The sequence below is a fragment of the Kluyvera huaxiensis genome (assembly GCF_040149365.1).
Lineage (GTDB): Bacteria > Pseudomonadota > Gammaproteobacteria > Enterobacterales > Enterobacteriaceae > Kluyvera > Kluyvera intermedia_A.
The window spans coordinates 1-13973 of the sequence record NZ_JBEFLV010000016.1; the positions used below are offsets into that span (position 1 = coordinate 1).

14 protein-coding genes and 1 rRNA gene are annotated in these 13973 nt (G+C 51.5%); 8 read left to right on the forward strand and 7 right to left on the reverse strand.

The genetic code is table 11. The features are described from left to right. Positions 1-85, forward strand: a 5S ribosomal RNA gene (rrf, locus tag ABOC97_RS24065); the annotation flags it as partial. Positions 86-260: 175 nt separating this feature from the next. Here rrf and mobB read toward each other — a convergent pair. Further along, the gene (gene mobB / locus ABOC97_RS16200) at positions 261-773 is read right to left on the reverse strand and encodes a molybdopterin-guanine dinucleotide biosynthesis protein MobB (RefSeq protein WP_349599653.1); all 513 of its coding nucleotides are present in this window, start codon (positions 771-773) and stop codon (positions 261-263) included. Next, on the reverse strand, positions 770-1354 hold the full coding sequence (gene mobA, locus ABOC97_RS16205; protein WP_349599655.1) for a molybdenum cofactor guanylyltransferase MobA: 585 nt from the start codon (positions 1352-1354) through the stop codon (positions 770-772). The genes mobB and mobA overlap by 4 nt, the downstream gene beginning before the upstream one ends. 69 nt (positions 1355-1423) lie before the next feature. Here mobA and ABOC97_RS16210 point away from each other — a divergent pair, with 69 nt between their 5' ends. From ABOC97_RS16210 to dsbA, 3 genes are all read left to right on the forward strand, one after another. After that, complete coding sequence (locus ABOC97_RS16210; protein ID WP_052284157.1) at positions 1424-1693, forward strand: YihD family protein; 270 nt, start codon at positions 1424-1426, stop codon at positions 1691-1693. Positions 1694-1769: 76 nt separating this feature from the next. Continuing rightward, positions 1770-2756, forward strand: coding sequence for a serine/threonine protein kinase (locus ABOC97_RS16215; protein WP_349599659.1), 987 nt, complete (start codon positions 1770-1772; stop codon positions 2754-2756). A 27-nt stretch (positions 2757-2783) separates the two neighbouring features. Continuing rightward, positions 2784-3407 (forward strand): thiol:disulfide interchange protein DsbA, encoded by a 624-nt coding sequence (gene dsbA / locus ABOC97_RS16220; RefSeq protein ID WP_061284800.1) that lies wholly within the window; start codon positions 2784-2786, stop codon positions 3405-3407. 14 nt (positions 3408-3421) lie between these two features. Here dsbA and ABOC97_RS16225 read toward each other — a convergent pair whose 3' ends face one another. Beyond that, positions 3422-4330 carry an acyltransferase gene (locus ABOC97_RS16225; protein ID WP_349599662.1) on the reverse strand — a complete coding sequence of 303 codons (909 nt, stop codon included), beginning with the start codon at positions 4328-4330 and terminating at the stop codon, positions 3422-3424. A 396-nt stretch (positions 4331-4726) separates the two neighbouring features. On the opposite strand from ABOC97_RS16225, the gene polA reads away from it, so the two are divergent. Together polA and ABOC97_RS24070 are read left to right on the forward strand one after the other, a co-directional pair. Continuing rightward, complete coding sequence (gene polA, locus ABOC97_RS16230; protein ID WP_349599665.1) at positions 4727-7519, forward strand: DNA polymerase I; 2793 nt, start codon at positions 4727-4729, stop codon at positions 7517-7519. 165 nt (positions 7520-7684) lie between these two features. Continuing rightward, on the forward strand, positions 7685-7732 hold the full coding sequence (locus ABOC97_RS24070) for a spot 42 RNA, inhibition of DNA synthesis (protein WP_071892919.1): 48 nt from the start codon (positions 7685-7687) through the stop codon (positions 7730-7732). Positions 7733-7893: 161 nt separating this feature from the next. Here the strand turns inward: ABOC97_RS24070 and yihA are convergent, their stop codons facing one another. Next, entirely contained in the window at positions 7894-8529 is a 636-nt protein-coding gene (gene yihA, locus ABOC97_RS16235) for a ribosome biogenesis GTP-binding protein YihA/YsxC (protein ID WP_349599668.1), read from the reverse strand. A 590-nt stretch (positions 8530-9119) separates the two neighbouring features. On the opposite strand from yihA, the gene yihI reads away from it, so the two are divergent. Together yihI and hemN are read left to right on the forward strand one after the other, a co-directional pair. Next, the gene (yihI, locus tag ABOC97_RS16240; protein WP_234507102.1) at positions 9120-9635 is read left to right on the forward strand and encodes a Der GTPase-activating protein YihI; all 516 of its coding nucleotides are present in this window, start codon (positions 9120-9122) and stop codon (positions 9633-9635) included. Between the two features lie 188 nt (positions 9636-9823). Continuing rightward, the gene (hemN, locus tag ABOC97_RS16245; protein WP_349599671.1) at positions 9824-11197 is read left to right on the forward strand and encodes an oxygen-independent coproporphyrinogen III oxidase; all 1374 of its coding nucleotides are present in this window, start codon (positions 9824-9826) and stop codon (positions 11195-11197) included. A gap of 79 nt (positions 11198-11276) precedes the next feature. Here hemN and ABOC97_RS16250 read toward each other — a convergent pair whose 3' ends face one another. From ABOC97_RS16250 to glnL, 3 genes are all read right to left on the reverse strand, one after another. Further along, entirely contained in the window at positions 11277-11384 is a 108-nt protein-coding gene (locus ABOC97_RS16250) for a YshB family small membrane protein (RefSeq protein ID WP_157093498.1), read from the reverse strand. 113 nt (positions 11385-11497) lie between these two features. Then, positions 11498-12910 carry a nitrogen regulation protein NR(I) gene (glnG, locus tag ABOC97_RS16255; protein WP_349599675.1) on the reverse strand — a complete coding sequence of 471 codons (1413 nt, stop codon included), beginning with the start codon at positions 12908-12910 and terminating at the stop codon, positions 11498-11500. A 9-nt stretch (positions 12911-12919) separates the two neighbouring features. Next, positions 12920-13969 (reverse strand): nitrogen regulation protein NR(II), encoded by a 1050-nt coding sequence (glnL, locus tag ABOC97_RS16260; RefSeq protein WP_349599678.1) that lies wholly within the window; start codon positions 13967-13969, stop codon positions 12920-12922. Positions 13970-13973: the final 4 nt, after the last annotated feature.

Sequence of the window (13973 nt, forward strand, 5' to 3'; positions counted from 1 at the left end):
ACCCCATGCCGAACTCAGAAGTGAAACGCCGTAGCGCCGATGGTAGTGTGGGGTCTCCCCATGCGAGAGTAGGGAACTGCCAGGCATCAAATAAAGCGAAGAGCCCAGTCGGAAGACTGGGCTTTTTTGCGTCTGTGCAGTGTGAAAATGGATGCAGGACGTAAGTAGGTTGTTAGATAAGGTGTTAATTTCAACCTGGTTGGCATGCGCCAGACAGCTAGATCGCCGTCTGGATTTGTTCAATCTACCATTTGCGTCCGTCAGTTATCCCGATGAGACAACCAACCCACAATAAACTCCACGATTTGATGCAGATCGTTCAGGTTCAGCACCGGTATATCAATATTTAATGCGGTATCGCTGGCCACCGCGATCGTATGCTCATCAATAGTCAGTTCACACATGCTATGTCCCGCTGCCTCACGGAACAGTAAGATCTTGGCGACGGCATCGTGCTTGAATCCTTCAACCAACACCAAATCCAATTTTGAAGCATCCATTCGGCTGACCAACCAGGCGAGATCAAGCTCCTGTTCCTCAGGAGTTTCTGTCATCAATGCCCAGCGCTGCTTGCTGGCAACCAGCGTTTGCGCAGCTCCCGCTTTACGCAGTTCGTAGCTATCTTTGCCTGGTTTATCAACATCCATATTGTGATGGGTATGCTTAATCAATCCCGGGCGAATCCCTCGCGCGCAGAGTTCAGGTATCAACTTCTTCAGCAGCGTGGTTTTTCCGGTACCGCTCCATGCCGCAATCGCTAAGAGCGGAATCATTTCGCCACCTGATTTTGCTGCAAATCTTCCAGAGTGTTCATGTTGTGAAATGCCGCCTTCATGCCGCTAAAATCTACCGAATGGCCTCCAACCTCACGCATAAAGACCATAACGCGACGTTCGCCACGAGCCAGATAGGCTTTTATTTCTGCAGCCAGACTTCGGTGTATTAGGACGATGGCGGGGTGATCGCGTTCTCCGTCATGAACCCAAACGACGGGTGCCTGAAGGCGTTTATCCTCTAAACGCTTAGCCAAATATTCGGGAATAAAAGGAGTGTCACAAGGACAAAACAGAAACCATTCGTCAGGGGTCTGCTGCATTACCGATAAAATACCGGCCAGCGGTCCTGGATAATCAGAGAGCGTATCGGCAATGACCGGTAAACCGCTTGCCTGATAAATTGGTAGGTTACGATTCGCGCTAATCACAATCCTGCTGACCTGGGGAAGCAGACGGTCGGCCACGTGTTGCCATAAAGGTTTACCGTTTAGCAGCATTAACCCCTTATCCTGACCACCCATTCTGGAGGCTTTGCCGCCCGCTAGCACCACGCCGGTTATCTGGCTCTTCGCTTTCACTACTATCGCCTCTTTTATTGTGGGGTTTACCCTGCTACCGTATCTTTATCAAGCGTAAGGAGCACGACCATGAAATGTAAACGTCTGAATGAAGTTATTGAACTCCTCCAGCCAGCCTGGCAGAAAGAGCCTGAGCTGAATCTTATGCAATTTTTGCAGAAACTGGCGAAAGAGTCAGGCTATGACGGTGAATTGGCCGATTTAACGGACGATATTCTGATCTACCATCTGAAAATGCGTGACTCGGCAAAAGACGCGGTGATCCCGGGTATTCAGAAAGATTATGAAGAAGATTTCAAAACCGCGCTGCTACGCGCTCGTGGTGTGATTAAAGAGTAAAAGGTTGTAAGCAGAGCCGATCAACCCGCCGTGAAATGATATCCTGACTCATTCGTATCGTTAGTCGGATGTCAGGATGAACGACAAGGCTTTCAGTTTCCAGACTCTCCACCCGGATACAATTATTGATGCTCTGTTTGAACAGGGCATCCGGGTGGATTCTGGTCTCACCCCTCTTAACAGCTATGAGAATCGGGTTTACCAGTTTCAGGATGAAGACCGCCGTCGCATGGTGGTGAAATTCTATCGTCCGGAGCGCTGGTCTGCCGCGCAGATTCTCGAAGAGCATCAGTATGCGCTGGAACTGGTACAGGATGATGTACCGGTTGTGGCCCCGCTCGCCTTTAATGATAAAACCCTGCTGACCCATGACGGCTTCTACTTTACCGTATTCCCAAGCGTGGGTGGCCGGCAGTTCGAGTCAGATAATCTGGACCAGATGGAGTGGGTTGGACGTTATCTTGGTCGCCTACACCAGACGGGACGCAAATCGCGTTTCACGGCTCGCCCGGATATCGGCGTCAAAGAATATCTTATTGAACCGCGTGCCGTATTTGAACACTCGGCGCTTATCCCCGCAGGGTTAAAAGACCGTTTTCTGAAAACAACCGATGACCTTATTGATGCTGTCATGGGGCTGTGGCACGGACGTTTTGATGCGCTGCGTTTACACGGCGACTGTCATGCGGGGAATATTCTCTGGCGTGATGGTCCAATGTTTGTCGATCTCGATGACGCGCGCAATGGTCCCGCGGTTCAGGATCTTTGGATGTTGCTTAACGGCTCTGTTGCTGAGAGGCGTATGCAGCTTGAAATGATCGTAGAGGCTTACGAAGAGTTCAGCAGCTTTAATTCAGATGAATTGGCGCTGATTGAGCCTTTACGCGCAATGCGGTTGGTTTATTATCTTGCCTGGATTATCCGGCGCTGGGATGACCCTGCATTTCCGAAAAATTTTCCCTGGTTAACCGGGGAAGATTTCTGGCATCGGCAGATTGCTACTTTCGTTGAGCAGGTGAAGGTTCTGCAAGAACCCCCTCTACAGCTAACGCCAATGTATTAATTCGACACAGTCAGGAGAGAGTGAGTTATGAAAAAGGTTTGGCTTGCGCTGGCAGGTATGATTCTGGCATTCAGCGCATCTGCTGCTCAGATTACCGAAGGCAAACAATATATTACCATCGATAAACCGGTTGCAGGTGAGCCGCAGGTGCTGGAGTTCTTCTCCTTCTACTGCCCGCATTGCTATCAGTTCGAGGAAGTTCTGCACGTTTCTGATAACGTGAAGAAAAAGCTTCCTGAAGGCGTCAAAATGACCAAGTACCACGTTGAGTTCCTGGGCCCACTGGGCAAAGATCTGACTCAGGCGTGGGCAGTTGCGATGGCGCTGGGTGTTGAAGACAAGGTGACTGTACCGATGTTTGAAGCCGTTCAGAAAACACAAACGGTTCAGACCGTTGCCGATATTCGTAATGTCTTTATCAACGCTGGCGTGAAAGGCGATGATTATGATGCGGCATGGAATAGCTTCGTGGTGAAATCGATGGTTGCTCAGCAAGAAAAAGCAGCCGCCGACCTTCAGCTGCAGGGTGTTCCGGCGATGTTTGTTAACGGTAAATACCAGCTGAACCCACAGGGTATGGACACCAGTAATATGGATGTCTTTGTGGCTCAGTATGCGGATGCCGTGAAACAGCTCGTTGAGATGAAATAAAATGAAAACGCCGGTCATTGACCGGCGTTTTTGTATTCTGCTTTTGTGGCAGCAATTTGCTGGTCTTTCTCTTCCCATAACGCATTCAGCCACAGCTGGAAGCGCCGCTTGAAGTTCTTATCCGCTACATAATCGCCGTGCAATTCTGGGTCGATGGAACGTAAATTAACGCGGACCACAATACGCGTCAGCTTCCCACTCAGCATATCGTAAAACGGTGTCTTATCGTTTTCCGGGTAGCACAGAGTCACGTCGAGCAGCTTATCAAACTGAGATCCCAACACATTTAATGCCATGGCGATGCCGGCTGCTTTAGGAGGCAGCAAGTTCTTATACGGCGAGCGGGTCTGTAGGCGTTTTTCTGGTGTGAAACGAGAGCCTTCCACAAAGTTAACGATAGTCGTTGGATGCGCGCGGAATTTTTCACACGAACGGCGGGTTGTTTCAACATCCTTGCCACGACGTTCAGGATGGCGAATCAGATAGCTGCGGGAATAGCGGCGCATAAAAGGCATATCCAACGCCCAGCACGCCAGCCCCATAAAGGGTACCCAGGCCAACTGCTGCTTGAGGAAATACTTATTCATCGGGATATGGTTACGGAAAATAACGCACAGCACCACGATGTCTGCCCAGCTATGGTGGTTACAGATAAGCAGATACCAGTTCTTCTTATTTAAGGTATCCAGCCCCTCAATATCCCATTTAAGCCAGGGATTAAAATGCAGCAGCGCGGCAAGCCCCGCGCACCAGCAGAACATCATAAAATTACAAAATACCGAGACTGAACGCCAGATCACCGGAACAGGAAAGATAAGCTTTATGATCCCTGCGAGGATGATAGGAATGGAGCACAATATAGTCAGTAAAATGGTGAGCGCGATACTAATAGGTAGCGTTATCGCTGCGAGCAATCTCGACATAGTTTTTTTATTCAGATAGTTAGTTATTTAACGTGTGCAGATAAAAGAACACAAGGCGCTGATTTTACCAGAAAACGCGCTAAATGATGGGTCTTAGCAGAATAGAAAAGAGGCCATCATGTCTATCCACATTGTGTGAATTATGTTCAGATCACAATTTATCGTAACGATCCACAATCAACCAATTGAAAATTAATGATTATTTTTAATTTAACTCTGGGTTACATATTGTTTGTTATAAGTAAAATAAAACTATTCACAAACTTATCCACAATTTGTTTTACGCGCGATCGCGAAGATCTCTAAATCTTTTCGCGTTATTTTGGCGAAAAATTCATGTTTTCATGCTGTCTGTGGCATCCTTTACCCATAATCTGATAAACAGGCACGGAAATTATGGTTCAGATCCCAGAAAACCCTCTTATCCTCGTTGATGGCTCCTCTTATCTCTACCGGGCATATCACGCATTCCCACCGCTAACTAACCGTGCAGGCGAGCCAACCGGCGCTATGTATGGCGTGTTGAATATGCTGCGCAGTCTGATTCTGCAATATCAGCCAACTCATGCGGTTGTGGTTTTTGATGCGAAGGGAAAAACCTTCCGTGACGAACTGTTTGAGGACTACAAATCTCACCGTCCACCGATGCCGGACGATCTGCGTGCGCAGATTGAACCGCTGCACACCATGGTGAAGGCAATGGGCTTGCCGCTGTTGGCGGTCTCCGGAGTGGAAGCCGATGATGTTATCGGTACGCTGGCACGCGAAGCCGAAAAAATCGGCCGCCCGGTGCTGATCAGCACCGGTGATAAAGATATGGCACAGCTGGTGACGCCGGGCATTACGCTTATCAACACCATGACCAATACTATTCTTGGCCCCGAGGAAGTGGTCGCGAAATACGGCGTACCTCCAGAGTTGATTATCGATTTCCTCGCGCTAATGGGTGACTCCTCAGATAACATCCCAGGTGTTCCTGGTGTGGGTGAAAAAACGGCGCAGGCGTTGCTGCAGGGCCTGGGTGGCCTTGATGCGCTGTATGGCGAACCGGAAAAAATTGCTGGCTTGACCTTCCGAGGCGCGAAGACCATGGCGGCTAAGCTGGAGCAGAATAAAGATCTGGCCTATCTCTCCTACAAACTGGCAACGATTAAAACCGATGTTGAGCTGGAGCTGGGCTGTGAACAGCTGACCGTGGTGCCACCGGCGGCAGATGAATTGCTGGAACTGTTTAAAAAATATGAATTTAAACGCTGGATAACCGACGTCGAGTCCGGTACCTGGATGCAGGCCAAAGGTGCTAAACCAGCCGCAAAACCTGCGCAAGCAGCAGCGACAGTCACTGAGCCGGAAGAAGAAGAGACGGCGACCACTCTGTCATCAGAAAATTACGTTACCATCCTTGATGAAGAAACGCTGCTGACGTGGATTGAGAAACTGAAAAAAGCGCCGCTGTTCGCCTTCGATACCGAAACGGATAGCCTGGATAATATCTCCGCCAATATGGTTGGCCTGTCATTCGCTATCGAACCCGGCGTGGCCGCGTATGTCCCAGTTGCCCATGACTATCTTGATGCGCCGGATCAAATCTCCCGCGACCGCGTGATTGAGTTACTCAAGCCCCTGCTGGAAGATGACAGCCTGCTGAAGGTTGGCCAGAATCTGAAGTTCGATCGCGGTATTCTGGCTAATTATGGCGTTGAGCTGCGCGGAATTGCCTTCGATACCATGCTGGAATCCTACACGCTGGATAGCGTTGCTGGGCGCCACGATATGGACAGCCTCTCCGACCGTTGGTTGAAGCATAAAACCATCACCTTTGAAGAGATTGCCGGTAAGGGTAAAAATCAGCTTACTTTCAACCAGATTGCGCTGGAAGAAGCGGGTCGCTATGCCGCAGAAGACGCTGATGTCACCCTGCAATTGCATCTGAAAATGTGGCCAAAACTCCAGAAGATAGAAGGGCCGCTGCGCATCTTCAATGAAATTGAAATGCCGCTGGTGCCGGTACTGTCGCGTATTGAACGCAACGGTGTAAAAATTAATCCTACGGTCTTGCATGCGCACTCGCAGGAAATTGCCAAGCGTCTGGTTGAGCTGGAGCAGAAAGCCTATGAGATAGCGGGCGAAGAATTTAACCTCTCCTCGCCAAAACAGCTGCAGACCATCCTGTTTGAAAAACAGGGCATCAAGCCGCTGAAGAAAACGCCGGGTGGAGCGCCATCTACCTCAGAAGAAGTGCTGGAAGAACTGGCTCTGGACTACCCGCTGCCAAAAGTGATTCTGGAGTACCGCGGGCTGGCGAAACTGAAGTCGACCTACACCGACAAACTGCCGCTGATGATTAACCCGAAAACCGGGCGCGTACATACCTCCTATCATCAGGCGGTGACGGCGACCGGGCGTCTCTCATCCACCGATCCAAACCTGCAAAACATTCCGGTGCGCAGCGAAGAAGGCCGCCGTATTCGTCAGGCGTTTATTGCCCCAGAAGATTACGTCATTGTGTCTGCGGACTACTCGCAAATCGAATTGCGTATTATGGCGCACCTGTCACGTGATGAAGGGCTGCTGAAGGCGTTTGCCGAAGGTAAGGATATCCACCGCGCCACGGCTGCCGAAGTGTTTGGGATGCCGCTGGAGAGTGTTACCGGTGAGCAGCGTCGCAGCGCGAAGGCGATCAACTTCGGTCTGATCTATGGCATGAGTGCCTTCGGTCTGGCGCGTCAGCTGAACATTCCGCGTAAAGAAGCGCAGAAGTATATGGATCTCTACTTCGAACGTTATCCAGGCGTCCTGGAGTATATGGAACGCACCCGTGCGCAGGCGAAAGAGCAAGGATACGTCGAAACCCTGGATGGTCGTCGCCTGTATCTGCCTGATATTGCTTCGAGCAATGGTGCGAGACGTGCTGGTGCCGAGCGTGCGGCGATTAACGCCCCAATGCAAGGGACCGCCGCTGACGTGATTAAGCGGGCGATGATTGCCGTTGATAGCTGGTTAGAAGGTGAGAAACCGCGCGTACGCATGATCATGCAGGTGCACGATGAATTGGTCTTTGAGGTCCATAAAGATGACGTGGATGCGGTGTCGAAGAAGGTTCATGAGTTAATGGAAAACAGTACTCAGCTAGATGTCCCGCTGCTGGTGGAAGTCGGCGCTGGCGAAAACTGGGATCAAGCGCATTAAGTGTTCGATGATTAACGTCGTTTTATGTAAGTAAGCAACATAACTTATCTATTTTTGTGATGAACATTAGAATTCGTTATGTAACAAGTGAAAAAAAACTACAAAAAATGCTTTCTGTGAAACGTAAAAAAGAGTAGAGTTAATCTCGTAGGGTACAGAGGTAAGATGTTCTATCTTTCAGACCTTTTACTTCACGTAATCGGATTTGGCTGAATATTTTAGCCGCCCCAGTCAGTAATGACTGGGGCGTTTTTTATTGGGCGAAAGAAAACTTTTTCGCATCAGTCATTGTGATAAGCGATGAGTTTAAACGAAGGAATAGGACGGGCCCGGAACAGGGCGCGAGGCGCCGCTATCCGGGATTATGGCGGGGATTACTCTTCTGCTGCTTCTGGTTCTTCCTGCGGTGGAATCTCGTTATACCAGCTATCCAGCTTCTGACGCAGTTTGTCGACGCCCAGTTTTTTCAGCGAAGAGAATGCTTCAACCTGCACGTCGCCGTTAAAGGCAACAACGGCTTCACGAACCTGATTGAGCTGCGCTTTACGGGCGCCACTAGCCAGTTTATCTGCCTTGGTCAGCAGTACCAGAACCTGAATTTCGCTGGCGACGGCCCACTCGATCATCTGCTGGTCGAGATCCTTCAGCGGATGGCGGATATCCATCAGAATGACTAATCCTTTCAGGCACAGGCGTTTTTCCAGGTATTCACCCAGCGCTTTCTGCCATTTGATCTTCATCTCTTCCGGAACCTGCGCATAGCCATAACCTGGCAGGTCGACAAGACGTTTACCCTCAACGACTTCAAACAAGTTAATCAGCTGCGTACGCCCTGGTGTTTTTGAGGTACGGGCCAGGCTTTTTTGATTGGTCAGCGTATTCAGGGCGCTGGATTTGCCCGCGTTGGAGCGGCCAGCAAAGGCCACTTCGATTCCGGTATCGGAAGGTAAGTGACGGATATCAGGCGCGCTTGTCACAAAGTGCGTCTGTTGATAGTTCAAGTTAGTCAAAACGGTTATCTCCGTTAAATAAGGCAATGGGGGCGATTATACCCGATCGGTAGAAAAAGGCTGGTTTTCCTCAGGCATCAACGGATGTAAGCCCATGTCCTTCCGTTTGTAAGACATTTGCCATCTGGACTATGCGAAATCTAAGAGAAAATGCAGGCTATAGAATATTCAAAGCCTTTAAAATCATATAATTAATATTGGGTAATAATCTGGATTGTTTATTTTTCGCCGTTTCGTCGCTTGTTAGTTTAACTCAACGCTGTAAAGTAGCACCCATCGGCAAGGGCGCCAGAAGGATTTAGACTCAGGATGAGGGGTCAGGAACGCCAGGAGGCGAAGACCGAAGGAATCTGTCAGGATGACAAGCGTCTGGAGACGCTACGCAGGGATAGGGAACAATAACACGGACTGTTATAAAGCTAATGGATAAACAGGGCGTGTTGTAAGCCAACATGGAATGTAGAACCCGTAATGGGTTGTGAGTCAGGAAAAAAGGCGACAGATTACTCTGTCGCCTTTTTTCTTTGTTTGCTTTCTGCTAGATTCCGGCTCAATTCTATACTGAATAAAACGGCTTAAAGACTGACATCATGAAAAAACCAACCTCTGCACCGCGCAGTAAAGCTCCGGGCAAACAGCGTCGTAAAACGCGTGAAGAATTGAACCTGGAAGCTCGCGATCGTAAAAACGACAAAAAGCACCGTGGCAACGCGGCAGGCAGCCGTGCGTCAGGCACTGACGGTGCATCCGGCTCCAATAAACAAAAGCAGCAAAAAGATCCTCGTATTGGTAGTAAAAAACCGATAGCGCTGGGCGTGACCGACGCGCCTGTCGCTAAACAGCCCAAACCGAAGAGCGAGAAACCTATGCTTTCACCGCAGGCCGAGCTGGATATGCTGGAGAGTGATGAGCGCCTGGATGCGCTGCTGGAACGTCTGGAAAATGATGAGACCCTGTCAGCTGAAGATCAGAAATGGGTTGATGCCAAACTGGACAGAATTGATGAGCTGATGCAGCAACTCGGCCTCTCTTACGACGATGATGAAGAAGAAGAGGAAGAAGAGGGCAAGGAAGACATGATGCGCCTGCTGCGAGGTGGAAACTAACGTTTGCACCCGATTGGCCTGCCAGTCCTGCTTATAACCCTTTTGGTTGTATGTTATCTGGGGTGGTTATTCGTTAAACTACGACGGTTGTCGCGGCGTCAAAGTTGGCTGCGCAACCGGCTGGGGCGCAGCAATGCGGCCACGCCGGCAAGCCGTCGTCGTTCTCGACACCATCGCAAGGAGTAAGCATGTCTGTGCAGTTAATCGACTGGGATCTGGCCCTGATCCAGAAATATAACTATTCCGGGCCGCGCTATACCTCATATCCCACCGCGCTGGAATTCTCTGATGCCTTTGGCGAAAGTGAGTTTCTTAACGCCGTTGCGCGTTATCCAGAGCGGCCGCTGTCGCTGTACGTGCACATACCGTTCTGCCATAAACTCTGCTACTTCTGCGGCTGCAATAAAATTGTTACCCGCCAGCAGCACAAAGCCGATCAATACCTCGACGTCCTGGAGCAGGAAATTCGCCAGCGCGCGCCGCTATTTTCCGGCCGACATGTCAGCCAGCTACATTGGGGTGGCGGCACACCAACCTATCTCAATAAAGCGCAAATCAGTCGCCTGATGACGTTGCTGCGTGAGAGTTTCCATTTCGATGCCGACGCCGAGATTTCGATTGAAGTCGATCCGCGTGAAATCGAACTGGATGTGATTGACCATCTGCGTAGTGAAGGCTTCAATCGCCTGAGCATGGGCGTACAGGACTTCAACAAAGAAGTGCAGCGACTGGTTAACCGCGAACAGGATGAAGATTTTATCTTCGCACTGCTTAACCGCGCTCGCGAAATCGGCTTCACTTCGACCAATATCGACCTGATTTACGGTCTGCCAAAGCAGACGCCGGAAAGCTTTGCTTTTACGCTCAAGCGCGTTGCCGAACTGAACCCCGACCGTCTGAGCGTGTTTAACTACGCGCACCTGCCGACGCTGTTCGCCGCACAGCGGAAAATCAAAGATGCCGATCTGCCGTCGGCGCAGCAGAAGCTGGATATTCTGCAGGAGACTATCGGTTCGCTGACCGAAGCGGGCTACCAGTTCATCGGGATGGATCACTTTGCTCGCCCGGATAATGAACTGGCGGTGGCGCAGCGTGAAGGCGTGCTGCATCGCAATTTCCAGGGTTATACCACCCAGGGCGATACCGATTTACTGGGCATGGGCGTCTCCGCCATCAGCATGATTGGCGACAGCTACGCGCAGAACCAGAAAGAGCTGAAGCTTTACTATCAGCAGGTCGCTGAGCAGGGGAATGCCCTGTGGCGCGGTATTGCGTTAACCCGGGATGATTGTATTCGTCGTGATGTGATTAAGGCGTTGATTTGTAATTTCAGCCTCGATTTCACGGCGGTAGAAAAACAGTGGGAGCTGAACTTCAGTGAATATTTTGCTGAGGACCTGGCGCTGTTGGCACCGCTAGCGAAAGATGGGCTGGTGGATGTGGGTGAGCAGGGGATTCAGGTGACTGCCAAAGGCCGTCTGTTAATTCGTAATATCTGCATGTGCTTTGACGCTTATCTGCGTCAAAAGGCGCGGATGCAGCAGTTCTCGCGGGTTATCTAAGGAACAGCCCGGCGGCATTGTGCCTACCGGGCCTGCACTACATTTGGCGGGATGGGCGTTAGCGCCGTCCCGCACAAAATCAGCTAAACAGCCCGACCAGCGCTGCGCAAAGTACCGCAGCCATTGCCGTTTGCGGCGAATGGCTGGCAGCGCCGCTCGACGCCAGGTTAATCAATGATTCAAGCATTTTCGTCCCCCCGTGGATTGCCGGGCAGCATGATACTTAACTCATCGGAACAGTAAAGTATAAAATTGCAGCAGTTTGCGCGAATCGAGCAATATTTACACTTCACCCTGGCCTTACTCCATCCCTAATTCTTTCAACTTACGCGTCAGGGTATTGCGACCCCAGCCGAGCAGGCGAGCCGCTTCCTGTTTATGCCCCTGGGTATGGCGCAGCGCGGTGGTCAACAGCGTGCGCTCCATTTCAGGCTGCGCTTCGGAAAGCAGATTTTGATGACCGGAACGCAGCGCGCGGTCGGCCCATTGCGCCAGCAACGTTGCCCAGCTATCAGGGAGCGAGGACGATGCGGTGCTGTCCGGCATGCTGGCTTCAAACAGCTCGCCGGGTAAATCCTGAATCAGCACTTCTTGTCCGGCGGCCATCACCGTTAGCCAGCGGCAGGTGTTCTCCAGTTGGCGAACGTTACCCGGCCAGGCGAGACGCGTTAGCGCCGCTTCCGTTTCGGGATGCAGCAGTTTGGCTTCAACCCCCAGTTCACGTGCAGCAACCTGCAGGAAATGATGCGCCAGGCGCGGAATATCTTCCCTTCTCTCGCGCAGCGGCGGGAGATGAACACGGATGACGTTCAGGCGGTGGAACAAGTCTTCACGAAATTTGCCTTCCTGCACGCGCTGCTCAAGGTTCTGGTGGGTGGCGGCAATGATGCGCACATCCACCTTCACCGGCGCATAGCCGCCGACGCGGTAGAACTGGCCATCGGCCAGCACGCGCAGCAGACGAGTCTGCACGTCCATCGGCATATCACCGATCTCATCAAGGAATAGCGTGCCGCCATCGGCCTGTTCAAAACGCCCCTGACGCACGGTGTTGGCGCCGGTAAAGGCCCCTTTCTCGTGGCCAAATAGCTCGGATTCAATCAGGTCTTTCGGGATGGCCGCCATATTCAGCGCGATAAACGGTGCTTTAACGCGCGGGCTGTGGCGGTGCAGCGCATGGGCGACGAGTTCTTTACCGGTACCGGATTCGCCATTAATCAATACGCTGATTGAGGAACGAGAAAGGCGACCAATAATGCGGAACACGTCCTGCATCGCCGGCGCTTCACCAATAATATCGGTTGTCGGGTCGTTAACCTGAACATTGCGCGGCTGCTGCTGTTCCTGGTAGTGGCTAATGGCGCGTTCAACCAGCGCGACCGCTTCGTCAATATCGAACGGTTTTGGTAGGTAATCAAACGCCCCTTGCTGATAGGCGCTAACGGCGGCATCCAGATCGGAGTGCGCCGTCATTATGATGACCGGAAGCATTGGATGACGTTGTTTGATTTGCGTTAACAGTGCCAGCCCGTCCATTCCTGGCATACGAATATCGGACATCAACACGTCAGGCGTTTTGGTCGCCAGCGCGTCCAGAACCTCTTTCCCGCCTTCAAACGTTGTACAGGTCAGCCCCGCGCCGGTGAGTGCGCGTTCAAGCACCCAACGGATGGAGCTATCGTCATCTACGACCCAGACTATCCCTCGTTGCATAAACACACCTTATTTTTTAATTGGCAGGTAAACCGAGAACTCGGTATGACCCGGCCAACTGGTAAATTCAATTTTGCCGGAGTGCTGATCGATAAGGCTGCGCGCAATCGATAGACCCAGCCCGGTGCCGCCTTCACGGCCACTGACCATCGGGTAGAACAGCGTGTCCTGTAAATGTGATGGAATGCCGGGACCGTTGTCTTCAACATCGATACGGGCGGCCAGGCGATAGCGTACGCCGTGAAGCGTGAGCTGAAATGCAGTACGGGTGCGCAGGACTATTTCACCCCCTTCCGGCCCTAAAGCTTGAAGGGCATTGCGCACGATATTAAGCAGAACTTGTTCTATCTGATCGGGATCGTGCGGAAGCTCCGGCAGGCTCGGATCATAATCACGGACCAGCTTGATGTTATCCGGTAGCTCCATTGAGACCAGCTTCACGACCCGCTCGGCCACTTTATGAATGCTCTCAGTCACATGTGTGCCGGGATGCTGTGGCCCAAGCAGACGGTCAACCAAATTACGCAGGCGGTCGGCCTGTTCGATAATGACGTTGGTGTATTCAGTCAGCGCCGGGTCAGGCAACGCTTTGCTAAGCAGCTGTGCTGCGCCGCGTAGGCCACCCAGCGGGTTTTTTATCTCATGTGCCAACCCACGCACCAGATCGCGTGCTGCGATTTGCTGAGCGTGCTGGAGCTGCTCCTGGCTCAAACGTCGTTGGTTATCCATCGGCGCCATTTCTAGCAGAATATAACCATCCGGCAGACGCTGCGCCGTGAGCGAGAGAATATGTGAACGACTGTCGATGACCAGCGTCACCTCGTTATCGGTAAATCCCTGGCCGGTTTGCAGGCTTTCCTGCATTAAGGCGATATTGAGCGAAAAATAGCTCAGGAGTTCAGGTAACGGGGTGCCAAAAAGTTTACGCGCGCTTTGCGCCAACAGCTGCTGTGCTGCGGGATTGGCGTAGTGAACGGCCAGGTCGTCATCGACTAATAGGATGCTGTTGATTAACGAATTAAGGATCTGCCCAGCATCGGGCAGTGCGCCTGTTGCCATTTAG